The following is a 25420-nucleotide window of genomic DNA, read 5'->3' as shown; positions in this document are numbered from 1 at the left end:
AGCAGCCATTTCATGGCTTATGCGGCACTCGTTTGTTTTTTTTCATCCCCAGAAATGAAAGCTCACCCTGTTCATTCCGTTTGAATTCAAATTCACTGTCATGCTTGGTATGATGGAATCTTGTTTCTGAGATAGGATAGAACGGTGTAACCTCTTCATCATTCCAGACAAAATAATAGTCCTGGCCCCTACGCTCTACGCTCGCTTTGCAGCCAAATCCCTCATAGGTCCCCATATATTCAGCATACATGCTATCATCAAGTGGGAAGGCTTGCGGGAATATCGGCATCTCGACAGGCTCACCGAATACTAATCCAGATAGAGATTCCGTTAACTTGGTAATGGGGACACAATCATAATTGGTCAACATGATGACGGTCGTCTGCTCTTCTGGATATCTGTGCATTTCACTTCGGAAGCCACGATAAGCGCCGCCGTGATACATTCTTTTGCGATCATAACGTTCGTCCAAAAACCAACCAAAACGATATTTGAGATTACTTGAATGAAAAGCCATCTCCAAAGTATCGTGGGATACTAATTGATCGGAGTATAACGCTTGATCCCACAGGAAAAGATCAGCAGCCGTCGAATACATAGCACCCGCTGATAGGATAGAGCTCATATTTATGTATTCACCCTGAGTATACTCACCCCATGAGGAATGATAAGGTGAGGCTAATTTTGAAATGATTTGCTGATTGTTATAAACTCCTGTATTTACCATGCCAAGAGGCTGTAATATAAAAGTAGTGATATAATCTTCAAATGTCATGCCTGTAATCTTCTCAATAATCATTCCTAATAAATAATAACCTGAATTATTATAGGAAAACGATGTGCCAGGCATAAATGCAGGCGGTTGACTCACAAATAGCTGTAACATCTCCAGTGGAGTCAGCTTCAGCTTATTTAATTTTTGATTATATTCGGGTAGAGAAGTGTAGTTGGCTATACCCGAGGTATGTCCCAGCAGATGAAGGACGGTAATCCCCTCGAATGCATGCTGTTCAGGAAGATACTTAAGGATCGGATCTTCCAGTCGCAGACGTTTTTGTTCTTTTAGCATCAGAATTGCCATGCCAGTGAATGACTTGGTTAATGACCAGATCCGGAATTTGGTATCTATAGTGTTCGGAACCTGATGTTCAAGATTCGCATATCCGTATGCTTTTTGTAGCTTGATTTCTCCATGCTGAGCTATTAAGACTGTGCCGCTCAGTGGCCAGCTTTGTTCGTATTTTTCTAAATATTGCTCCAGACGCTGGGATTGTTTATCCACAGGTAACCCCTCCTTAAAGGCATATTCTAACATAATACTAAATTCTGTTGAAGCGGAGAGAAATCCATGAGATATGATTGTTTAATTATTGATGATGAAACTGAACTTGCGGAGAGCACCTGCGAATATTTTAATTTGTTTGATGTTCAAACCGCGTTTGTTACAAGCGCTGCTGCCTGTCGGAGCTTTTTGCGTGAGCATCAGGTCTCAATGTTACTGCTTGATATTAATTTAGGCGGTGAATCCGGCTTCCAGTTATGCAAAGAGCTGCGTCAGACGATGGGGATTCCTATCTTGTTTATTAGTGCCCGCTCCAGTGAAGATGATGTATTGATTGCTCTTGATATCGGAGGAGATGACTATATTCATAAGCCGTATACCCTGAGAGTGCTGCTCGCAAAAGTGAAGGCGGTGCTTAAACGCCACAATAACGAAGTTATAGCTGAGGCAGCGGTCCTTCAAGCCGGCTCTATCCAGATAGACCCTGAACTTAGGAGGGCAAGCCTTAATGGCGTAGCTCTCAAGCTGAAAACGATGGAATATAAACTGCTCAGCTATTTGATTCAGCATAAAAATAGGGTAATCCCCAAAGAGGAGTTATTTACAGAGGTATGGGGAGATGTTTTTGCGGGGGATGGCACCTTAAATGTACATATTCGCCATCTACGCGAGAAGATTGAGCAGAATCCTAATGATCCTCAGTACATCCGTACAGTATGGGGCATCGGTTATGCTTTTGAGGACAAATAGTTATGACTAAAAAACTGCTGTTGGCTCTTCTACTTACTATATTTGCCGCAAGTTTAACGCTCACATTCCTAATTCTTAATTTGCAGGAGGAGACAGGAACAGATAGAGTGGCTATCAATACCATTGTGAAGCTCACGGAACAGAACTGGGACAAGCTTGATCCGAACCTGTACAAGGAAGGTCCTTATGAATTTGCCATTATCGATACCGCGGGAGTACTTAAATATCAGACGGGAAATGCGATTTCCGTTACCGTTAACGAAGCCATCAACAATCGGGATACTCTAGTGGACGTTTTTGTTCAGGATAAGATGGTGGGTAAGGTGATTATTAATAATGATTACCGTGCGATTTTTATACATATGAAAAAACAATTTATACAAGTTTCTATTGTGATGCTGCTACTGCTTACGGTTTTAGGCATTCTCTATATTTGGTTCCTGAATCGATCGGTTCTCCGTCCGTTTCGCAAAATGCAGCTATTCGCGAAGCATATCGCGAGAGGTGATCTGGAAGTTCCGCTGGAGATGGATCGTAATCATCTGTTTGGTGCTTTTACCGAAAGCTTTGATATGATGCGGGAAGAGCTTGCAGCGGCTAGACACAGCGAATATTTGGCGAATAAAAGTAAAAAGGAACTGGTTGCTAGTCTCAGTCATGATATTAAAACACCAGTTGCTTCGTTAAAGGCGATTACGGAACTGATGTTATTAAGCGCAAGGGATGAGAAGACCAGCAGACAGCTTAACACTTTGTATTCCAAAGCGGATCAGATTGATCGTCTGGTGACCGATATGTTCCATTCGACCTTAGAGGAACTAAATGAACTTAAAGTCAGCTTAACGGAGGAGCAAAGCCACCTGCTGATCCAAATTATAAATAATGTAAATTTCTATGAACGGATTTCAGCAGCAGCAGTGCCTGACTGTATCATTACGGTGGACTCCTTGCGGCTGCAGCAGGTGATTGATAATGTTGTGAATAATTCCTACAAATATGCCTACATAGACACACCTATTGATATTAGGTTCGAGATTACGGATCATTATCTGGAGGTAGATATTCTGGATTATGGCCCCGGGGTTCCGGAGGAGGAGCTGCCTTTAGTATTTAATAAATTTTTTCGGGGCAGTCTGGCCGTGAGCCAGAATGGTGCGGGTCTAGGCCTGTACATTTCCCGTTATATGATGCAAAAAATGCAAGGCGACATTGTGTGCTCCAATCGGGAGGATGGATTTACAGTCAAACTGCTAATTCCTTTAGCAGGACAGAATTAAGAATTAGCTAAGGATTGCACAAAGACATGTTAAGAACATTTAACGTACGATAAGGTTGCAATTACGAATGAGCTTGTGATTGCAGCCATTATATTTCGCGTAGAGCAATGATTTTCTTTTAGCGCAATTAATGAGCATGAATGTAAATGGAGTGTTCAACATGAGCGAAGTGAATAATAAAGTGCTGATGCAGACTAATAAGCTTGGAAAAACCTTCTCCCATGGAGGAACTCAGCAGCATGTTTTGAAAAATCTGGATCTGACCTTATATCATGGTGATTTCACGATTATCATGGGCAGTTCTGGTTCTGGTAAATCAACACTGCTGTATGCCATTTCGGGTATGGATAAGCCAACGCTTGGAGAGGTTCTATTTGAAGGTCAGGATATCACAGCCATGAGTAATGATCAGCTTGCGATATTCCGGCGGAAGAATTGTGGGTTCGTGTTTCAGCAGATTCATCTGCTGGATACGATGAGTGTCCTCGACAATGTATTATCTAGTGCTTTTCTTGTACAAAAGGATAGAGCAGGGGCTGTGAAAAAAGCCAAAAAGCTACTCTCAGATGTAGGTCTGGATGACTCTGTCTGGGGCAAGTTTCCGGCGCAAATCTCAGGTGGCGAAGCTCAGCGGGCGGGTATTATCCGGGCATTGATCAACAGTCCAAAAGCGGTTTTCGCTGATGAGCCGACAGGTGCGTTAAACAGTTCAGCAGGAATAGGTGTATTGCGCGTCCTCACTGAGGTGAATAGGCAAGGGCAAAGCATAATTATGGTTACACATGATCTTAAAACCGCGTTGCGTGGTAATCGGATATTGTATCTGCGGGACGGAGTCATCGTTGGTGATTTGCGTCTTACCCCTTATAGCGAAGATAACGGACCTGAACGGCAGCAGCAAGTACAGTCCTTTCTAACCGAATTGGGGTGGTAGGGATGAGCAGCCTAATAGGAAAACTAGCTTGGTCAAATATTCGTAAAAGAAAAAGCGCCACGCTTACACTCTTCATTTTGATCATGATAGCTGTGCTGCTGCTGAACATTGGCCTTACGGTCAGTTTAAAGCTAAATTCTTTTCAGCAAGAAAAAATGACTGAATTAAGGACTCCAGAAATAAGTGCATTTTTCCCAAAAGATGATCATCTAGAAGAGTATGAGGAGCTTGTGGATAGTTATTCATATACAGAAACCTGGGAGAATGAAGCAGCAATTCTGTTAGCAGACGCTAAAATGAAGTACGGACAAACGGACACTACGGTAGCTTTTATAATTCTTAACATGGATACACCGCGGACCAAGGGACTATTCAAGACAACGACTCCGCTAGGATCTAAGGATGCGGATATGATCTATTTGCCTTATTTGTTCCATGTTGGATCGGGGTATAACCTTGGCGATACCTTTTCTTTTGTATACGATAATAAGCCATTCTCTTATACCATAGGTGGCTTTATTGAGGAGCCGTTGCTAGGGACGTTAACTAATGGAGCTTTAAAAGTATTTTTGAATGATGAAGGTTATAAGCAGTTGGAGAAACGTCTTGGAACAGAAGCTCAGTACAGCTTTCTATCAGCAGATTTAACCGATCCTTCAAAGGATGTAAAGCTGGAACAAATGCTAAGTGAGCGGATTTTTGCCTCAGGAAGTACGGATCAATTTCAAGTCATGCGGGCAGAGGTTGGTCTCCAAGGGAACCGTGTTTTTGTTAATCTTTTAGCGGCCATTCTGATCGTATTTGCCCTGATTATGGTTCTAATCTCGCTTATTGTCATCAGGTTTCAAATATTGGGACATATTGAAGACAATTTGACGAATATCGGTATTTTAAAAGCCAACGGTTATACTTCATGGCAGATTAAAAACGCGCTTCTGCTACAGTTCACCTCAGTGTCAATCATCGCAGCTATACCGGGAGGTGGGTTATCTGGGCTGGTTATGCCGTTGGTAGGGAATATGATTTCGTCTTCAATCGGACTTCTGTGGCCAATATCCTTTGAAGGGGTCAGTGCAGTACTTAGTTTGGTTATTGTCTCTGGACTAGTGCTACTTGTTACCTATCTGTCGAGCCGGCGAATTCGGAACATTACTCCGATTACAGCTCTGCAGAGCGGAATCCTCACTCACAATTTTAAGCGGAACCCAATTCCACTCGAAACATCCCGAATGAATCTGCAATTCAGCTTAAGCCTTAAAGCTTTAGTAAGGCAAATGAAGCAGAATATGATGATCGTATTGATCGTTGCCGGATTAACCTTTTCTAGTATTTTTTGCTCTATATTGAATTTCAACTTTAAGGGAGACACCTCAGCAGTTATAAAACTGGTAGGTATAGAACGCAGCGACTTTTTGTTGTTGCCGAAAAACGGTGACCTACAGCAGGGCAAGTTTACAGAATTAGAAGCCATGCCAGGGGTTGAAAAGTTGACTGTATTGGATAGCATGGTCGCTTCGATTAAAAATACCAGCTTTATGCTCCGGGTATCTGACGATTATAGCAAGCTGGAGACACAAACCATATACAAAGGGCGAGAGCCTATTTATGATAATGAAATTGTGATTTCCGGTGTTATTGCAAAGTTGAAAAATACAGAAATAGGGGACGAGGTACCTATCACTTTTAATGGTGTGACGGAGAATTATTTGGTCACTGGCTTAAGCCAGCAGATTAGCCAACTTGGAATGGTGGCGAGTATGACCGGTGATGGAATGAGAAGACTTCAACCGGAGTACACCCCTCTGTCCATCAATGTGTATCTGAAAGAGGGGGGAGATGCGCAAGCTTTTGTGAAGGATCTGGAAGCACGTTTCCCCGGAAAATGGAATATTACTAACATTCGAGAAACGGTTGATAGTACGCTCAGTACATTCACTGCCGCAGTATCTTCTATGACAGCAGTCATCACTGTGGTGACGATTATAGTAGTAAGCCTGATTTTATATTTAGTGATTAAGACTTTGATTCTGAAGCGGAAGCGTGAGTTCGGCATTCTTAAAGGAATGGGTTATACCACTTTTAATCTGATGACGCAGATTACCTTTAGTCTGTTTCCGGTGATTGTGGTGGGAGTAGCTTTGGGGAGTATAGGCGGTTATTTTTTCTCGGACTCTGCGTTTGTACTATTGCTCTCGAGTTTAGGGATTTATAACGTCCAACTGGCGGTTAGTTTGCCACAAGTATTGCTATTGTGTGCAGCCATTCTAGTAGTCGCTTATGCGGTGTCTATGCTTGTTGCCCGGCGAATTCGGAAGGTTAGTGTTTACGATTTGATTATGGACTAAGCAAAAGACAAAAAAACAACGAGCAGGAGGTTTGTTACTCCATACTCGTTGTTTTTTTTACATATTCATTCGTCCGTCATCATAATTGAATTGCCAATCAATGCCGAATTTATCTTTTAGACTACCATAACAAGAGCTCCAGAAGGTTTCTTGCAGTTCCATAACTACTTTACCGCCCTCTTGAAGTTTATTGAAATATTTCTTTATGTTATCTAAATCCTTACTAACTACGGAAAGACTAATATTGTTTCCTTCGATAAAAGGCATGCCTGGAAAAACATCAGAAAACATTACATTACTGCCTTCGATATTCAAGCGGGTATGCATAACCAAATCTTTAGCTTCCTCAGGAAGAGTGAAATTGGGATCGGGTGGTGTTTCACCAAAGGTCATGATTTGTGGACGTTCAGTGCCAAACACCTCTGCGTAAAACTCTGCTGCGTCACGACAATTCCCGTTGAAATTAAGATAAACATCGATAGACATTTTTTTCACTCCTTAAAGGTTTGTTAGCGGCACATCAAAAGTTCTTAAAATTCAAAATACCTTATCACATCCACATTGTATCATTTACCAGTTTATAAACAAATATACTTTTAGTCTCATTATTAAACTTTTATTTCATCTACTATCTTCTAATTAAAAATAGGATATGGTAGTATTCAAGAAAAGGGATAATTTTCTATAAATTAAATAAAATTATATTTATGTTAAATAGTTGGGGTTTATTTGGGCTCGTGTTTGATCTTTACCACTGAGAGGAGGTGATGGTGAGTGCGGGTAAGGCATAGAGGAGGTGACAATTCTTTAAAGGAGTGAATACTGCAATTGTAGCATCGCGTGGCTATTAATAAATTATTTGCGAATTTATTTAATTGTCGAAAGGAGAATAATAAATGACAAAAGCACTAAGGAAGCAAATGTTGTTATTGCTTACGATCATGGCTTTAGTTATCACCGGATATGCTCCTTCTACCACGTATGCCAGTGAGGCACATGTTGACAATCCGTTTGTAGGAGCTACAGCATATGTGAATCCTGATTATGCCGCACTGATTGATACCTCTATTGCTCAGGTTACCGATAGTACTTTAGTTTCCAAGATGGAGACCATAAAAAAATATCCGACAGCCGTATGGCTGGATCGAATTGCTGCAATTTATGGCGGAGAGGACAATGGAGGTAGAAAAAGTCTGGAACAGACTTTAGATGCCGTACTCGCGCAAAAGCAACCCAATACGCCGATTACAGCCACGTTCGTAATTTATGACATGCCTGGTCGGGATTGCCACGCTCTTGCCTCCAATGGCGAGCTGCCACTGACAGCTGCGGGTCTTACAACCTATAAGTCAGATTATGTTGACGTAATCGCCAGTATTTTTGCAAAGCCCAAATATAGTGACATTCGTATAGTGACTATCGTAGAGCCGGACTCGCTTCCGAATCTAGTCACCAATCTCAGCACACCACAGTGTGCTCAAGCTAACTCCACGAATATTTACCGTGATGCTACGCGTTACACTTTAAATGCTCTCCATGCCATTCCGAATGTATATACTTACATGGATATTGGCCACTCCGGCTGGCTCGGATGGGATACTAACCGTGGCCCCGCTATCGACCTCTTTACTTCGGTTGTGTCAGGCACTACAGCTGGACTTGCTAGTGTCGATGGATTTATTACGAATACAGCCAATACCACTCCACTAGTAGAACCTAATCTTCCAGATCCGAATCTTACGATAGGCAGCCAGCAGCTTCGCTCCGCAAGTTATTATGAATGGAATCCGTATTTTGATGAAGCCGATTTCACAGCAGCTTTGTATTCAGGTTTTGTAGCAAAAGGTTGGCCTTCCACGATCGGCTTCCTTATTGATACCTCCCGTAACGGGTGGGGTGGACCTAATCGTCCGACTAGTGCAAGCGGAACAACCGTTAACGCTTATGCAGATTCCGGTCGGATTGATAAACGTCTCCATCGCGGCAATTGGTGTAATGCCAGCGGCGCTGGAATTGGAGAAGTTCCACAAGCAGCCCCTGCAGGTTATGCAGCCTCACATTTGGACGCATTTGTCTGGGTGAAACCTCCGGGAGAATCTGATGGTTCCAGCAGTGCCATTCCAAATAATGAAGGCAAGGGCTTTGACAGAATGTGTGATCCGACTTATACCAGCTCAAGCGGCACACTGACCGGTGCATTACCTAATGCGCCTGTATCAGGTCACTGGTTCCATGATCAATTTGTTCAGCTGGTACAGAATGCTTACCCTGTAATTCCTCTAAGTAACGGAGGGGGCACTGTAGTTCCAGCGGCACCCACTAACTTGGTAGCGACAGGGGAAGATGCAAAGGTAAGCCTGAGCTGGAGCGCATCCAGTGGTGCGACTAGTTACACAGTAAAACGAGCGACCACAAGCGGAGGGCCGTATACCACAGTAGCGACAGGATTAACAGCTACGAGCTACTCCGACACCGCCTTAACGAACGGAACAACTTATTACTATGTTGTAAGCGCAACCAATAGTGTGGGAGAGAGTGCGGATTCTACACAAGCGAGTGCGACTCCAGCAGCAGTGGCGACTTTTCCCGCGGCACCAACCAATTTGGTAGCGACAGCAGGTGAGGCGAAAGTAAGCCTGAGCTGGAGCGCATCCAGTGGAGCGACTAGTTACACTGTGAAAAGTGCAACCACAAGCGGAGGACCGTACACTACTGTAGCGACAGGGCTAACGGCAACGAGCTACACCAACACGGGCCTAACGAACGGAACAACCTATTACTATGTTGTAAGCGCAATCAATAGTGTAGGAGAGAGTGTGAATTCGGGACAAGCAAGTGCGATCCCAGCAGCGGTGGCAACTGTTCCAGTGGCACCAACTAACTTGGTAGCGACAGCAGGAGATGCGAAAGTGAGCCTGAGCTGGAGCGCATCCAGTGGTGCGACGAGTTACACTGTGAAAAGTGCAACCACAAGCGGAGGACCGTACACCACTGTAGCAACAGGGCTAACGGCAACGAGCTACATCAACACGGGCTTAACGAACGGAACAACCTATTACTACGTTGTAAGCGCAACCAATAGTGCGGGAGAGAGTGTGAATTCGGCACAAGCGAGTGCTGTTCCACAAGTTCCGGCAGCAACTAGTCTGACGTTGCAGTATCGGGCGGGAGATACTAATGCGACAGACAATCAGATCAAACCTTATTTTAATATTAAAAATAACGGCACAGCCGCAGTGAACTTAAGCGATCTTAAAATCCGTTATTATTTCACTAAAGATAGTAATCAGACGTTAAACAGCGCAATTGACTGGGCACAAGTTGGCAACAATAATATTCAAGTCGCCTTTGCAGATTACACAGGCACGAATGCAGACACTTACGTTGAGCTTTCGTTTACTTCTGCAGCTGGTTCCATTCCAGCTGGAGGCCAGTCCGGAGATATTCAGCTCAGAATATATAAATCCGATTGGACTAATTTTAACGAAGCCAATGACTACTCCTTTGATGCTACAAAAACTGCTTATACTAACTGGGATAAAGTGACGCTTTATCAAAGTGATGCTCTCGTATGGGGGATTGCTCCGTAACGGAAAGCAGGGGATATTTAAAAGAGCCGCTGGAGTGATCCTGGCGGCTCTTTCTGTATTATTTAATTCGTTTACCGAGTAGCACAAGCAGCCAGATGATTCCAGCCCCAACAATGGCGTGACCAAGCCCCGCAATATGGGGCAGGAAGCTAATATCACTGCCGTTAATTTGCAGCATTCCACGTGTAGCCATTGCACCAATCGTGATTAGAAGACCAATGTTATAGACAATGTACCATGCACCAAAAGATTTAGCCTCATGGATATTAAATAACTTATCTAAGATCATAGCAATAATAAAGAAAAAGAATCCTAAGATTAGAATGTGGGTGTGAAGCGCAACTAATATAGTATCTCCTGTGAAATCATTCATTTTAGTAATTTCGCGATAGGCCACTCCGGCTATCAAACCAAGAATTGCATAGAAAAAAGACGTGTAATACAATTTTTTCATAAGAATATCTCCTTTGTAGTTATCGTTATGATTGAAGTGTATCAAGCAATTAAGAACGCAATATGAACAAATGATTACAAGGTGAAAAAAATCACTAGTTTATAAATACATTATATCCTAAAGGAAGTTTCACTTTCCACGACGAACTGTACTACTAGAGAAATGAGAGGAGACTTAAGGAAAATATGAATGATAACATTGAAGTATTTCCGGTGCTCGAAACTGACCGCTTTATTTTGAGAAGAATTACACTGGATGATGCTAAAGAAATATATGATTATTTTTCAAAAGATGAAGTGACCCAGTATTATGATCTGGATAGCTTCACCGATATACAGCAAGCGATCAACCTTATCGAAAGATGGGATGAACGTTTCAAAGGCAAACAAAGCATTCGCTGGGGAATAGCCAGGCGTGAGGATAATATAATGATTGGTTCATGCGGATATCATAACTGGGCGCACAGAAATTTCAAAGCAGAGATTGGCTATGAATTATCTCCACTTTATTGGCGGCAGGGTGTGATGACGGAAGTTCTGACAGCTATTATTGCGTATGGCTTTGAGCATATGAAGCTCCATCGAATTGAGGCGTTTTATGATCCGGCTAATATTGCCTCCAAGAAGTCGCTTTTGAAAGCGGGCTTTAAGTATGAGGGGTTGTTACGCGAATCTTTTTTTGAAAAAGGTAGATTTGTAGATGCGGAGATTTGCACTTTATTAGCTTCCGATACGAACTAAGAAGTGTAAAATTAATAAAAGCAAGTTAACCATAATGCGAGAGGACGTATTATGGTTTTTTGTTTGTGATACAATAAATAGATTATCGAATTTATCCTACGTGGTACTAATCCAACATACATATCATGATGAAAGAAGGTGAAGGTATGGAGTTTGAGTATTTGCTTCGTGTAATTGGCGCGGGAATTTGTGGCGTATTAGTTGGATATGAACGCAAAAGCCGGATGAAAGAAGCTGGAGTTAGAACACATTTTGTTGTAGCCTTAGGTGCTGCACTCATGATGGTCATCTCCAAATATGGGTTTCAGGACCAAGCGGATTGGCCTAATCTTTCTCTTGATCCCGCTCGGATAGCTGCTCAGGTAGTAAGCGGAGTAGGTTTTTTGGGAGCAGGGATGATTTTTATGCAAAGACACACAGTCAAAGGGCTCACTACTGCTGCAGGGATTTGGGCAACAGCCGGAGTGGGCATGGCTATAGGGTCTGGTCTTTATATTCTTGGCGTAGGAGCAACGATAATCATTTTACTTGGGCAAAAGATCTTACACAGTCGTAACAGCTGGCTGGCCGCACCAAAAACCCAACAGCTCGTTATAAGTCTAGCTAACACAGAAGGCGCTATGGGCCGAATTCAAGAGTTACTTAAAGAACACAAAATTGCTGTTCTAAGTTTTCATGCTGAAAATAACAGTGTAGAATCCGAATTAAACGTAGAAATCGTTGTAAGATTGCCTGAATCATTTAATCCAGTGCAATTGTTATCGATGATCCAAGAGGACGCAGCCGTTAAGACCGTTGAGTTTCAATGATTTTTTAGCACCCTCGATGTAACTAACTCACTTCGCATCAAAGGTTACCTCCCTTTAGAGAGCTTCCTTTTGATGCGAGTGTTACCTCCATTGTATTTTCGATTCACACACCTCACATTAATCCAAACAAAATACTTCTTTCAGTCTTTCTATCCCAATTAATAGGATCAAGATTCAAATTAAATGCTAATTCATGGGTATGTGTGTTATGTCTGTGTTATATATTTAGTGGTTTTTGTGTCGGTTATCTTTCGTTAACCGCTTACATTTATTTTTAAATAAAAAATATGTCATTTATATTGACACATAAACCATGACCCTTTATTATTAATCCCATCACTGGAGAAACTAAATTAAAATTTAAATCAAACAATACATTATCAGCGCTTTATTTGCAAATATTTTCTTGTTTTTGTGGTTTATTAATCCAATTAATGCACTGGAGAAAATAATTAGGAGAATGCCCGTGAAAAAGCACGATCAGGATTTTATGAAGCGACAAAATCGTTTAACGGTTTTCGAAATTATAAAAAATCAACAACCGATTTCTCGCGCTTCTATTGCTAAGCAGACTGGTATGAGTCCTACGACTGTAAGTCGAATTGTCGGAGAGTTGACGGAGGAAGGATATTTACTCGATTCAGAGCAGGTATCATCAGGATTAGGTAGGAAATCAACGTTAATAGGTATGATGGACGCTTCTGTATTATCGGTTGGCGTTGAACTGGATCGCAGTCTTATGTCTATTGGAATTGTGGATTTACAAGGACAGCTTATCTGCAGTAGTCAATTTCCCCGTACACCAGACGAAAGTCCAGATCGAACGCTGGAGCGAATTAAGGATGCCATCGAACAATTGTTCCAGCTGCATGTGATTGACAGAACACGTATCGTGGGTATTGGCGTTGGACTTCCCGGCATTGTGAATAACGAAGAAGGAATTGTTGTCTTCTCTGTTCAGCTAGGATGGAAAAATGTGCCGTTAGCCAAACGCTTGAAGGAACTGACAGGTTTTGAAATCGCTGTGGACAATGAGCTGAAAGTAAGGGCTCTTGCAGAACATCTTAAAGGAGCCGCAGTCGGCTCCAGCCGTACGGCATTATTGGGGTTCGGTCAAGGCGTGGGTTCTGCGATGATTCTCGAGGGAGAGATTTACCGAGGGGTGATGAACAGTGCGGGTGAAATTGGGCATACGACAGTGGATCCTAACGGAATGATGTGTGAGTGCGGCAAAGCGGGCTGTTTACAGACTTATATAAATATCAGTTCTTTATTATCTGAAGCTAATCGGATTCGCCCGATCCGTACGATTGAGGAGTTATTCGCAGCAAAACATGCAGGAGAACAATGGGCGATTCACTTGATCGACCGTGCACTCATGTATATGGCGATCACCATTAATAATGTCGTATGCATGTATAACCCCGACAGCGTGATTTTGAGTGGAGAACTCGTGGACAAATTCCCGGATATATACGAAGAAGTTGAGCAGCTGTACCTCTCGCGCTTTACATGGGAGCCGCTTCGGGGTTCCTTTACGATTCATCGTTCGTTGCTGAATGAGAAGGGTGTAATTATCGGATCGGGACTTTTATCGCAGAACCGATTTTTTGCCTTAGATTAAATTAAATACTGCTGGGGAGGTTGTACAGATGGGATTTACAACATTGGTAGAAGAATATCGTGGTGACCTGCTGGAGAATGTGCATTATGGTGCAGTTAGTGTAGTTGATGAGAAGGGCAGCATTTTGTACAAAGCAGGTGATCCGGAGCATATGACTTATCTTCGCTCTGCTGCTAAGCCATTCCAAGCTTTGCCGGTAATGAAACGCCGGATCGATGAAGTATATGGTTTGACAAGTAAAGAAGCATCGCTGTTTACCGCTTCACACCGGGGAGAAGCCTTCCATATTGAAGCGCTTGAAGCTCTTTTTCAGAAAATGGGATTAAAAGAAGAGTCACTTCATTGCTGCTCTACATACCCGCTGAATGAAGAAGCCAAAGCAGAACGTCACCGGGCAAATGAGCCAACTCGTAAAATCTTTCATAACTGCTCAGGCAAACATGCAGGTTTAATGGGCCTTAGCAAATATATGGGTTGGGATATAGACACTTATTACGATCCTAACCATCCTGTACAACAGGAGATTCTTGAGATGATGGCTTATATCGCTGAAGTTCCCAAAGCGTCCATCCCGCAAGGTATTGATGGCTGTGGACTTCCTATCTTCGCACTTCCGCTTCATAAAATCGCTTATTCCTATCTAAAGCTAGCGTGTCCCGATTTGATAGAGGATACGGATATACGTAAGGCAGCCGCTGCCATTGCAAAACTTATGAACGATAACCCGGTTATGATTGCTGACACGAAATTTGTATGCTCAGAGCTCCTGAAGGATGACAATCTGACAGCTAAAGGTGGAGCAAAAGGGGTATACGGTATCGGACTCCGTAAGGAACGAATGGGTATATCACTGAAAGTATCCGACGGATCAGAACAAGTCTGGCCATGTATTATCGCATCGATTCTAGAACGTATTGGTTACAGCAATCAAGACACAATTGATCGCTTATATGCACTTGTGCCTAACACGATTGTTAATGATGGCGGTACTGTGGTCGGCGAACGCCGTGCTGTATTTCAATGGGAGATCTAGAGCATAAGGTCAAGAATAATCTTCAAGTTTGGTGATTAATCGGACTAGAAGCTTTTCTAATACATCGTTTGAATAGGGGAGTGTAAAAAATGAAAGCAAAAGGAAAAGTATGGTCAATGTTCATGCTGCTGCTTATTACAGTAGTAGTGACTGCAGGGTGCGGCAACAAAGCGAGCAACGAGGGACAAAAAGGCAATACTGCTGGTGGAACTGAAACTAGCACCCCAACTACAAAGAATGATAAAGACATTGTAATTGCCATCAATTCTAACTTTATTACGCTGGACCCTCATAACGCAAGCGATACGCATTCAATCAGCGCTGCCAGAACGATGTACGAAGGTCTGATGGGTTTTGATGAGAATATGAACGTAGTTCCTGTTCTTGCCGCAAGCCATTCCATAAGTGAAGACGGGTTGGTCTACACGTTCACGCTGCAAGAGAATGTTAAATTCCAAGACGGTACTGACTTTAATGCTGAAGCGGTTAAAGTTAACATTGCCCGTATTCAAGATGAGAAGAACAATCTAAGACTGCGCAAAAGCTTCGCAAAGGTAGCGAAAGTGGAGACTCCTGATGCTAAAACCGTGGTTATTACACTCAGCGAGCCGTACAACGCATTTTTAAATAAAGTAGCTATGGCACCTATTATTAGTCCGAAAGCTTTAGAAGAAAATGGCGCCGATATTTCGAAAAATCCTGTAGGAACGGGACCATTTAAGTTCAAAGAATGGGTGCAAGGCGACCGCTTGGTTGTCGTTAAGAACCCTGACTACTGGCAAGCTGGGTTGCCAAAAGTGGATAGTGTGACCTTTAGACCTGTTCCAGAGAATGGATCACGGATAGCCATGCTAAAAACCGGCGAGGCAGATTTCATTTATCCAATGCCAACGGAGCAAGTATCTGAGGTTGAAGGTCTTGAAGGAATTACTGTAGATACCATCGATTCGACAATTGTTCGTTATGTAACGTTAAATACGATGAAAAAACCTTTTGATGATGTGAAGGTTCGTCAAGCCATTAACTATGCTATCAATAAAGAAGCTTATATCAAAGTTGTGAAATCGGGTCTTGGCGCTAAGCTTGATTCCACGATGTCTTCCAAAACACAATACTATTCCCCACAAACAGGTTATGACTATGACATTGAGAAAGCTAAACAATTGCTTGCTGAGGCAGGATATCCTGATGGATTCGAAACCGAAATTTGGGGTGAAAATGAATCCGAAACTATGAAGGGTATGCAATTTATTCAGCAACAGCTAGCACTTGTAGGGATTAAGGTAGACGTGAAATCCATGGAAGGCGGCACATTGTCCGACCAAATTAACTCTGCTAAGACGCCAGAAGAAGCAAAAATTCAAATGTGGTATGTCAGCTGGTCTCCGTCTTCAGGTGATGCAGATGGTGCAACCAGAGGGTTGTTCAGTAGTGAAATGTTCCCGCCTGCTGGCTCAAATACAGCCTATTACAAAAATGAAAATGTAGACAAATGGATCGCTGAGGCGAATAAATCAGTTGATCCAGAAGCGGCTAAATCCATCTATGGCAATATTCAAAAAACAATTTGGGAAGATGCTCCATGGGCATTCATGGGCGTCGACCAAATCATCTCAGGCAAAAGATCGTATCTGGAAGGAGTTAAGGTCTTCCCGGACGGTTCCATTAACGTCCTGAATGCAGAAGTGAAATAATGCCAAATAAACGTTAGACTTAATATCCCAAGAAATGAACGAGGCCGCTTCTGTAGTATGGTGGGAAGCGGCCTCACTAAATCATTTGTCGATACTGAAGGGGGCTTATGAGTTGGGTAGATATGCTTTACAAAGACTCCTCGGGGTTATTCCGCTGTTGTTCATTGTATCGGTGCTTGTCTTTTTGTTTATTCACTTAATCCCAGGCGATCCAGCCCGACTTATTGCCGGTAAAGATGCCACACTTGAAGAGATTCGTGGAATTCAGGAGCAGCTGGGTCTCAATCTGCCTTTGTGGAAGCAATACATAAACTACATGGGTGATCTGCTAAGTGGGAATCTGGGCAATTCGATCCGTTCAGGGATCCCGGTTACCGACATGCTAGAAAGCAGAGTAATGCCAACGTTGTGGCTGACTTTTCTCAGTATGGCCTGGGCTCTAATTATTGGTCTTCTAATTGGCGTGGTTTCAGCCGTTTATCGCAATCGGTGGCCAGATCATTTAGGGACGTTGACAGCTATTTCAGGGATGTCTATTCCTGGATTTTGGTTAGGCTTGGTACTCATTCAAATTTTCTCGGTAGAGCTTGGTTGGTTTCCAACAGGTGGTGTTGATTCCTGGAAGTCCTATATTCTTCCTTCCATTACACTTGGGATGGGAATTATGTCTATGTTGGCCCGTTATTCTAGGTCATCTATGCTGGAGACCCTTCGGGAGGATTATATCCGTACAGGACGTGCTAAAGGCTTACGCGAGTATGTTGTTATCGGCAGGCATGCGCTGCGCAACTCTTTGATTCAGGTGGTTACCGTAGCTGGACTTCAGTTTGGGTTCCTGCTCGGCGGCTCTGTAATGGTTGAGACGGTATTCAGTATTCCGGGTCTTGGCAGGCTGCTAGTAGACTCCATTTTGTTCCGGGATTATACAGTCATTCAAGCCTTACTGCTTCTGTTTGCTACACAATTTATTCTTATCAATCTATTAGTAGATTTATTGTATGGCGTACTTAATCCGAAAATAAGGTTTTCTCAGTAGCTAATGCGACTAAGAAGCAGAATTTCAATAGATTTATAGGGTGAATTTAGGATCAGGAGGGATATCATGAGTGACAATTCGGCGGTGATGGGAGCAAAATCTCCATTACCCGGAGAGGTACTGGCCCCGGAGAAAACAAAAGGCCGTATGGGTGTTTTTTTACGTAAGTTCAGTAAACAAAAGATGCCCCTTGTGGCCGCATTTTTTATTATATTGCTATTCCTAATTGCAATTTTCGGGCCATTTCTGACCCCGTATAATCCTGATGAACCAAACTACGATGCCCTTATGGCGGGTCCTTCTGCTGCACATTGGGCCGGGACAGACGAATATGGCCGTGATATTCTAAGCCGTTTGATTGATGGTACTCGCTTAACCTTAGCTGTCAGTCTCAGTTCCGTCTTCATCGCAGGCGTACTTGGAACCATCCTAGGTCTGTTAAGTGGATATTATGGCGGTTGGCTAGATCGGATTATTATGCGTGGCAGTGATGTACTATTTTCATTTCCAGACTTGCTGCTTGCCATTGGGATCGTCGCCATCCTCGGTCCGGGTCTATCCAATGTTGTTATCGCAGTTGCAGTCTTTGGTACTCCATCGTTCGCCCGAATTATTCGGAGCGTAACGCTGTCTGCGAAAGAAACATTGTTTGTGGAAGCTGCTCGTTCCATGGGAGCGAAGCATCGCCGGATTATTTGGCGTCATATTTTTCCTGAGACCGTGCCCAGCATTATCGTTAATCTATCCATGAAGATTGGCGGAGCGATCTTGGCCGCTGCATCACTAAGCTTTCTCGGAATGGGTGCAAAAACAACGGAGCCTGATTGGGGCGCAATGTTAAGTATGGGACGTGATTATTTAAGTATTGCTCCACATATTGTTTATTTTCCGGGGATAGCCATCTTTTTAACAGTACTTGCATTTAACCTGGTCGGGGACGGACTGCGTGATGCTCTTGATCCCAAAATGAAAAACTAAGGAGGGACAAGACATGACTCAACATTTGCTGGATGTACAAGGGCTGAAAACGGAGTTCAAACGCGGCGATGGAAGTATTACTGCGGTTGCGGGGGTAGACTTTGCCATTAAGAAAGGTGAAGTGCTAGGCCTGGTTGGTGAATCTGGTTGTGGCAAAAGTGTAACCTCATTATCGATCATGCGGTTGCTTAAAGATACGCCGGGTAGAATTTCTGAAGGTTCTGTGCGTTTTGAAGGAAAGGATTTGACGAAGATTTCTGAGAAGGAGATGCGCCAAATCCGGGGAAATGATCTGGCAATGATTTTTCAGGAGCCGATGACCTCTCTTAATCCAGTGCTGCGGATTGGGCTGCAATTAACAGAGCCGATTAGACTGCATTTGGGTTATGGACGCAAGAAGGCTCGTGAGCATGCGATTCATATGTTGCGGCTTGTAGGTATCCCTCGCGCAGAGGAATTAATCGATGAATATCCGCATCAACTATCCGGCGGGATGAGACAGCGGGTCATGATTGCAATGGCCATGTCTTGTCATCCTAAGCTGTTGATTGCCGATGAACCCACGACTGCACTCGATGTAACGATTCAAGCGCAAATTCTTGATCTGATGAAGCAGTTGAAAGATGAACAGGATATGGGAATGCTGCTCATTACCCATGATCTTGGAGTAGTTGCCGAATTATGTGACCGGGTGGTTGTAATGTATGCAGGTCGTGTGGTGGAGGAAGCCTCTGTTCAGGAGCTGTTTGCCAGACCGCAGCATCCGTATACCAAGGGATTAATTCAATCGGTACCTAAGCTGCGCCAGAATGTACATCGCTTGGAGTCAATAAAAGGGAATGTGCCAGACCTTTCACAAATGCCTGCCGGCTGTAAGTTTGCGCCTCGCTGCGACTTTGCCATGGAGCGTTGTCTGTCGCACGAACCTGAGCTACTTCCGATTGAGGGACTAGAGCGCAAAAGCCGTTGTTGGCTTACACAGCAGGAGGACACGGAAGGAGCGGGATGTTTATGAAAGAGACTCCACTAATTGAAGTTAAGGGTTTGAAGAAGTTGTTTTCTGTGAAGAAGGGCTTCTTCGGAACGACTAAATATTTGCACGCCGTTGATGGGATTTCATTCGCCATTCGTAAAGGAGAAACGTTCAGCCTTGTAGGTGAAAGTGGCTGTGGGAAATCGACTACGGGCAGACTAGTGACTCGCTTACTGGAACCCAATCATGGAGAAGTGTGGTTTAAGGGGCAAAATATTAGCCATATCTCAGATAACCAAATGCGGCCTCTGCGCAAAGATATGCAGATGGTGTTTCAAGACCCTTACGCTTCACTTAATCCACGCATGAAGGTGAAGGATCTTGTCGCCGAACCCCTGCTTATTCATACAAAGCTGTCCTCCAAAGAGCGGGATAAGCTAGCTTGCGAACTGCTGGAGACCGTTGGATTGAACAGTTTGCACGCTGAGCGATTTGCGTTTGAGTTCAGCGGTGGACAGCGGCAACGGATTGGGATTGCCCGGGCTTTGTCAGTGCGCCCTAGTCTAATCGTGGCGGATGAACCCGTGTCAGCACTGGATGTATCGATTCAGTCCCAAGTGTTGAATCTGTTACAGGACTTGCAGGAGGAATATGGCCTGACCTATTTATTCATCTCTCATGATCTTAGTGTGGTCGAGCATATTAGTGATCGAATTGGGGTCATGTATCTGGGTTCCCTTGTGGAGACGGCTGATAAGGATACATTGTATGACCGTCCCTTGCATCCTTACACCCAAGCGCTGCTATCTTCAGTTCCCGTGCCCGATCCAAGCTTGAAAAAGGAACGCATTATTCTAAAAGGTGACCTTCCAAGTCCCGTTGATCCGCCGACGGGCTGTCGCTTTCATACAAGATGCCCTTCCTGTATGGAGATCTGTAAGCAACATGTGCCTGTATTCCGGGAAGTTGAACCAGGTCATGAGCTCGCTTGTCATCTGTTTGATGAAGAAATGTTGAAACTAGAACGATAATTTTAAATGTGAGTACACTTTACGGAAAAGAAGGGACAGCTATGAATATCTTGTTCGATTCTGCTAATGGGGCGGATATGCTTATCTACTTAGCCTATGAAGAGGAGCCTTTTCCTCTTCGGCTGGGTGAAGCTCACAAACAGAGTGGTAGTGTGACATGGTTATATGCTCGTTCTGAGGAAGAGTCCGATGTGTTAGCTGTTGGAATGGGAAAACGCAAGGCTCTTACGCTTGAGAAAATTCGTCGAGCAGCGGGATCTGCCGCCCGCTTAGCTCTAAGAGAAGGGCTGAATTTCGCTTCATTTGTTCGTAGGACAGCAGAAAGTGATATTTCCGCTGCGGATGAGCTGCAAGCATGGATTGAAGGCTGGCTTCTCGGATTATATCGTTTCCAAACCTATCGTGGCGTTACTAAAATAGACAATTCAGTTGATTTGCTGCTCCAGACAGCCGATTGGCCTGAGCTGACTAAGCTTGAACTGGAAGTTGTACTAAGTACTGGCCGCATACGCGCTGAAGGAGCAGTGGTTGCTCGCGATCTGGTGAATGAGGTGCCCGGGACTCTAAATCCGGATCGGTTCGCAGAATGGATGGTCGAATATTTCGAGCGTGATAACGCAGCAGTGAAAGTTCATGTTTACCGGGGGCAGGAGCTGGTTGACCTACAGATGAATGGGTTGCTGGCGGTTGGAGCAGGCAGTAAACACTCCCCGGCCCTCGTTGAAATTCGCTATGAGAGTAACCCTGAATTGCCAATGCTGGCATTGGTGGGTAAAGGTGTTACCTTCGATTTGGGTGGGATGAATGTTAAGACCGCAAGTGATATCAGCGATGCACGTATGGATATGGGTGGCGCAGCAGCTGTTATTGGGGCGCTGGATATTTTATTACGGAATCAAGCTCATGTAAATGTGACCGTATTGATCCCAGTTGTTGATAACGTACCAGATGCTGAAGCGATGCTGCCATCGTCTGTTATACGCTATCCTAATGGGCTGACGGTTCAGGTTGCAAATACGGATGGCGAGGGGCGGCTTATTATCGCGGATGCGCTTATTCATGCAGCAAATATCGGGGCAACTAAGGTCATCGATATTGCAACACTTACTGGAAATGTTGGCGCAGCGCTAGGATTAGGTATCGCCGGCATATGGGGTGATGGAGAGATGACGCAGAACCTCGTCGAAATCGGTGAGCGCAATGGTGAGCGACTGTGGCCCATGCCGCTTATGGATGAATATGAAGTCGATCTTCGAAGCAATTACGCTGATCTACGTAATGTTAGTACTTCACCTTTTGCAGGTGCGATTACAGCAGCGCTTTTTATACGGCGTTTTGTAGCGGAATCGCTGAGCTGGGTTCATATTGATATGGCTGGGACGGTTCAGTACAAGCAGGATGTGGGGTATTCAGAAGCTGGAGCAACGGGCTATGGTGCTCGACTGCTCGCTGATTATGTCATGAAACAGGCACAACAATAACAACCGGAAGAGTGGGGGAAAGTTATGAGATTGGAAGTCATCGCTACCTGTATGGACGATGCTCTTACAGCCGAAGCGAACGGGGCTGACCGCCTGGAGCTCATTACTGCGATTACGGAAGGCGGTCTAACACCAGGGATAGGATTGGTGCAACAAGTTGCTAAATCGGTTAGCATTCCTGCGTTTGTTATGGTTCGCCCGCACAGCCGTTCTTTTTGCTATTCAAAGTATGACATTTTGACCATGGCAGCAGAGATAAAGCAAATTGCAGCCAGCGGAGCGGCGGGGATTGTGATTGGTGCGTTAACACCGGAAGGGACTATCGACGAGCGAGCGCTTGAAACATTATTGCCGTTGACCGATGGATTGCAAGTAACCTTCCACCGTGCTTTTGATGAGTTGAAGGATCAAATAGAAGGTTATCGAACGCTTTGTAAGTATCCGCAAATTACGCGTGTACTCACTTCTGCTGGGCCAGGTCCGGCACCAGAAGCTATTCCTGCTATGCGGAAGCTAGTCGAGGAATCAAGAGGTAAAACGGTAAGTATACTGGCTGGAAGCGGTTTGAAGCCGGAAGGTATTACTTCATTTATACATCAGACTGGAGTAACAGAAGTGCATTTTGGGTCGGCTGTTCGTTATGATAAAGACGCTTTGTCGCCAATCGATCCAGCAGCCTTACGGGCGTTAGCAGAGAGTATTCATTCTAACGGCTAATAATAGATAGTGAAAAGGTGAATGGGTTATGCAGAAGGTTGAGAGCTACGTAGTTGGAATCGATTTAGGAGGCACAAAAATTGCCGCAGCATTGTTCGATTCAAAGGGGACCGTGTTGAAACGGGAACTGATGGAAACGGCTGGGGCACGTACCGCTAAAGAAGTGGTGCAGCGAATGATCGATATGATCCGCTCCGTATCCGAAGGACGACCACTCACTGGAGTGGGGCTGGCTTCTCCCGGAGCTGTAAATAGCCAGGACGGGATCGTTATTCACGGCACCAATCTTCCGGAATGGGATAATGTTCCGCTGAAGCACTGGATGGAGTCGGAGCTAGGCGTTGAAGTAAAGGTAGTGAATGATGCGAACGCTGCGGCTTGGGGTGAGTATGTCCGAGGAGCTGGCAAAGGTGCAGACAACATGGTTTATGTTACCTTTAGCACAGGGATTGGAGCAGGTATCGTCATTGACGGCAAGCTGCTTCTTGGCAAAAATTCATTTGCTGGTGAACTAGGTCATAATATTATTGACCCGAACGGAACGGAATGTAGCTGTGGAAGATTCGGCTGCTGGGAAGTTTTCGCTTCGGGCACAGCGATTCGGGATATGGCGCTGCGAAGTATGGAGAGCAGACCGTCGATGATTACGGAACTGGCTAATATAAATGGAGAAAAAATTACTTCGCGGCACGTATTTGAAGCCATGGCACTTAACGATGCCGTGGCCGTCGAGGTTATTGACCGCAGTATTCATTATATGGCACTAGGTCTAGCCAATGCAGTTCATACGTTCAATCCTGATCGGATCGTGATCGGTGGAGGCGTGAGTAAGGCTGGAGATTTGTTATTCCCTGCACTGGTGGAGAAGACGGAGCAATTTGTCATGGATCCATATAAGGGTACTTTTACAATTGAACCTGCCGCTCTCAAAGACGATGTAGGTTTAATTGGAGCCGCAGCATTATTTCATACCGCTTAGGTGGAGTGAAAGATTGATTATAGCTTTCATTAACGAGGAGTTGGAGAGATGGGTGCAAGAGAAGAAAGAACGAAATGGTTCTTACAGGATAGGTTCGGGATGTTTATCCATTGGGGATTATATTCAATTCCTGCTAGAGGGGAATGGATACGCGGTAACGAGCGGATGAGTAGAGAGCATTACATGACGTATTTCGATGAATTTGACGCCTCTCGATATGATCCGAAGAAATGGGCAAGTGCAGCAAAAGCTGCGGGTCAGAAATACGCTGTTCTTACGACCAAACATCATGACGGGTTCTGTCTGTTCGATAGTAAGCTGACTGATTTCAAAGCCACTAATACGCCCGCTGGGCGTGATCTAGTGCGGGAATATGTAGACGCTTTCCGGGCTGAAGGGATTGCAGTAGGTCTATATTACTCTATCATAGACTGGCACCATGAGGATTATCCCGGATATGGAGATAAGGCACATCCTGATCGGGATAACGAAGCGGCTAAAGATAAGCCGATTGATTTCGATAGATACTTGGAGTATATGCATGGGCAAGTAAAGGAACTGCTCACCAATTACGGTAAAATCGACATTATGTGGTTTGACTTCTCCTACGATAATATGACAGGGGAGAAGTGGAAGGCGACGGAGCTTATCCGGATGATTCGTTCCATACAACCTGATATTATTATCGACAATCGATTAGGTGGCAATATTCGTGCGGCAGAACCTGAGGAATATGCTGGAGATTTCTTCTCCCCCGAGCAGATCATTCCACCTGGCGGCATTGTTGACGTAAACGGCCAATCCATCCCTTGGGAAGCCTGCATTACCCTTAATGACAACTGGGGTTATCATTCCGAGGATAAGAATTATAAATCAACCAAGCAAGTCATCCGTACGATGGTCGAATGTATCAGTAAGAATGGTAACCTGCTCCTCAATGTTGGACCAGATGCTAAAGGTGAAATGACACGGGAATCACTGGTTATCCTTGACGAAGTTGGGGAGTGGATGCGCCTTAATGGAGACAGTATTTATGGATGCGGGAAGTCTTTGTTACCTAAGCCAGAGTGGGGACGTTATACGCAAAAGGGCAATAAGTTATATGCGCACGTTTACGACCGTGGAATTGGCCCGATCTATTTCCAAGGCTTGAAAGGGAAGATTAAAAAGGCCAGATTACTACGTGATGGTACCGAGCTAAAGGTGGAGGCGCCGTGGATGGCTGAGGAATATTCGGATGTTGACGGTGGAGCATTTATTACATTAAAAGGCGCGATGTTACCTGATGAGATGGATACGGTTATCGAGCTTGAACTATTTAATTAAATCAGAAGGAGTTGTCCTAGCAGCCATTCATGGCTTATGGGACAACTCCTTTTTTTCGTATTCTTCGCTAACATTTGCACATACGAAACACCTATCGGACACAGATGACACTAAACCCAGAAATATCGCACGTTTGGGATGCCAACGGACCGCATAGCCGCTATTGCCTTGAAACACCCCCGATATGGAGCTGATTCTAGGGAATAACGTCATTGGAGTCCGAAGCCCTGTTCCAAAGGCAGAAAATGTGCAAATTACGTCATCTGGGTCCGTAACTCTTAGAGGGTGACAAAACTGTTGAAGCTGTTGAATTTGTTGAAGCATTTGAAGCAGGCATTCAACGAGTCAGAAAACAAAGCGGCAATTC

At 44.2% G+C, this 25420-nt stretch carries 21 protein-coding genes; 18 read left to right on the top strand and 3 right to left on the bottom strand.

Annotated features, from left to right (window positions below; translation table 11 throughout):
* Positions 1 to 10: 10 nt before the first annotated feature.
* A complete protein-coding gene (locus NYE35_RS20835) occupies positions 11 to 1282 on the bottom strand; it encodes a serine hydrolase domain-containing protein (RefSeq protein ID WP_076142308.1) in 1272 nt (423 codons plus the stop codon).
* 66 nt (positions 1283 to 1348) lie between these two features.
* Between NYE35_RS20835 and NYE35_RS20830 the strand changes: the two genes are divergently transcribed.
* From NYE35_RS20830 to NYE35_RS20815, 4 genes are all read left to right on the top strand, one after another.
* On the top strand, positions 1349 to 2032 hold the full coding sequence (locus NYE35_RS20830) for a response regulator transcription factor (RefSeq protein WP_038572354.1): 684 nt from the start codon (positions 1349 to 1351) through the stop codon (positions 2030 to 2032).
* A gap of 2 nt (positions 2033 to 2034) precedes the next feature.
* Complete coding sequence (locus NYE35_RS20825) at positions 2035 to 3309, top strand: HAMP domain-containing sensor histidine kinase (protein WP_341122006.1); 1275 nt, start codon at positions 2035 to 2037, stop codon at positions 3307 to 3309.
* 160 nt (positions 3310 to 3469) lie between these two features.
* On the top strand, positions 3470 to 4243 hold the full coding sequence (locus NYE35_RS20820) for an ABC transporter ATP-binding protein (protein ID WP_036685808.1): 774 nt from the start codon (positions 3470 to 3472) through the stop codon (positions 4241 to 4243).
* A gap of 2 nt (positions 4244 to 4245) precedes the next feature.
* Positions 4246 to 6588: an ABC transporter permease gene (locus NYE35_RS20815; RefSeq protein WP_341122005.1), complete on the top strand. Its 2343-nt coding sequence runs from the start codon at positions 4246 to 4248 to the stop codon at positions 6586 to 6588.
* A 57-nt stretch (positions 6589 to 6645) separates the two neighbouring features.
* On the opposite strand, the gene NYE35_RS20810 is transcribed toward NYE35_RS20815, so the two are convergent.
* Positions 6646 to 7074, bottom strand: a complete 429-nt coding sequence (locus tag NYE35_RS20810) for a VOC family protein (protein WP_036685812.1) — start codon at positions 7072 to 7074, stop codon at positions 6646 to 6648.
* A 410-nt stretch (positions 7075 to 7484) separates the two neighbouring features.
* On the opposite strand from NYE35_RS20810, the gene NYE35_RS20805 reads away from it, so the two are divergent.
* Positions 7485 to 10178: a glycoside hydrolase family 6 protein gene (locus NYE35_RS20805; protein WP_445321959.1), complete on the top strand. Its 2694-nt coding sequence runs from the start codon at positions 7485 to 7487 to the stop codon at positions 10176 to 10178.
* Positions 10179 to 10236: 58 nt separating this feature from the next.
* On the opposite strand, the gene NYE35_RS20800 is transcribed toward NYE35_RS20805, so the two are convergent.
* Entirely contained in the window at positions 10237 to 10632 is a 396-nt protein-coding gene (locus tag NYE35_RS20800) for a DUF2871 domain-containing protein (protein ID WP_036689034.1), read from the bottom strand.
* Between the two features lie 185 nt (positions 10633 to 10817).
* On the opposite strand from NYE35_RS20800, the gene NYE35_RS20795 reads away from it, so the two are divergent.
* The 13 genes from NYE35_RS20795 (at position 10818) to NYE35_RS20735 (ending at position 25053) form a co-directional block, all read left to right on the top strand.
* Positions 10818 to 11372, top strand: a complete 555-nt coding sequence (locus tag NYE35_RS20795) for a GNAT family N-acetyltransferase (protein WP_341122004.1) — start codon at positions 10818 to 10820, stop codon at positions 11370 to 11372.
* Positions 11373 to 11518: 146 nt separating this feature from the next.
* Positions 11519 to 12181: an MgtC/SapB family protein gene (locus NYE35_RS20790; RefSeq protein ID WP_094903188.1), complete on the top strand. Its 663-nt coding sequence runs from the start codon at positions 11519 to 11521 to the stop codon at positions 12179 to 12181.
* Positions 12182 to 12647: 466 nt separating this feature from the next.
* Positions 12648 to 13805, top strand: a complete 1158-nt coding sequence (locus tag NYE35_RS20785) for an ROK family transcriptional regulator (protein ID WP_076225085.1) — start codon at positions 12648 to 12650, stop codon at positions 13803 to 13805.
* 28 nt (positions 13806 to 13833) lie between these two features.
* Entirely contained in the window at positions 13834 to 14838 is a 1005-nt protein-coding gene (locus NYE35_RS20780) for an asparaginase (RefSeq protein ID WP_076225084.1), read from the top strand.
* Positions 14839 to 14927: 89 nt separating this feature from the next.
* Positions 14928 to 16532 (top strand): glutathione ABC transporter substrate-binding protein, encoded by a 1605-nt coding sequence (locus NYE35_RS20775; RefSeq protein ID WP_036689025.1) that lies wholly within the window; start codon positions 14928 to 14930, stop codon positions 16530 to 16532.
* A 112-nt stretch (positions 16533 to 16644) separates the two neighbouring features.
* Positions 16645 to 17568 carry an ABC transporter permease subunit gene (locus NYE35_RS20770; RefSeq protein ID WP_036689023.1) on the top strand — a complete coding sequence of 308 codons (924 nt, stop codon included), beginning with the start codon at positions 16645 to 16647 and terminating at the stop codon, positions 17566 to 17568.
* 147 nt (positions 17569 to 17715) lie between these two features.
* On the top strand, positions 17716 to 18546 hold the full coding sequence (locus tag NYE35_RS20765) for an ABC transporter permease (RefSeq protein ID WP_370510566.1): 831 nt from the start codon (positions 17716 to 17718) through the stop codon (positions 18544 to 18546).
* 13 nt (positions 18547 to 18559) lie between these two features.
* Positions 18560 to 19561 (top strand): ABC transporter ATP-binding protein, encoded by a 1002-nt coding sequence (locus tag NYE35_RS20760; protein WP_038572340.1) that lies wholly within the window; start codon positions 18560 to 18562, stop codon positions 19559 to 19561.
* Positions 19558 to 20550, top strand: a complete 993-nt coding sequence (locus NYE35_RS20755; RefSeq protein ID WP_094903192.1) for an ABC transporter ATP-binding protein — start codon at positions 19558 to 19560, stop codon at positions 20548 to 20550. The genes NYE35_RS20760 and NYE35_RS20755 overlap by 4 nt, the downstream gene beginning before the upstream one ends.
* Before the next feature lie 41 nt (positions 20551 to 20591).
* Positions 20592 to 22031: a leucyl aminopeptidase family protein gene (locus NYE35_RS20750; RefSeq protein WP_341122003.1), complete on the top strand. Its 1440-nt coding sequence runs from the start codon at positions 20592 to 20594 to the stop codon at positions 22029 to 22031.
* A 24-nt stretch (positions 22032 to 22055) separates the two neighbouring features.
* Complete coding sequence (locus NYE35_RS20745) at positions 22056 to 22748, top strand: copper homeostasis protein CutC (RefSeq protein WP_038572334.1); 693 nt, start codon at positions 22056 to 22058, stop codon at positions 22746 to 22748.
* 28 nt (positions 22749 to 22776) lie between these two features.
* Positions 22777 to 23727, top strand: a complete 951-nt coding sequence (locus NYE35_RS20740; protein ID WP_036689009.1) for an ROK family protein — start codon at positions 22777 to 22779, stop codon at positions 23725 to 23727.
* A gap of 48 nt (positions 23728 to 23775) precedes the next feature.
* Positions 23776 to 25053 (top strand): alpha-L-fucosidase, encoded by a 1278-nt coding sequence (locus NYE35_RS20735; protein ID WP_036689007.1) that lies wholly within the window; start codon positions 23776 to 23778, stop codon positions 25051 to 25053.
* Positions 25054 to 25420: the final 367 nt, after the last annotated feature.

This window comes from Paenibacillus sp. FSL L8-0494 (assembly GCF_038003695.1).
In the GTDB taxonomy this organism is placed as follows: domain Bacteria; phylum Bacillota; class Bacilli; order Paenibacillales; family Paenibacillaceae; genus Paenibacillus_AQ; species Paenibacillus_AQ odorifer.
The sequence above is the reverse complement of the archived record's forward strand: the minus strand, read 5'-3'. Positions and strand labels throughout refer to the sequence as shown.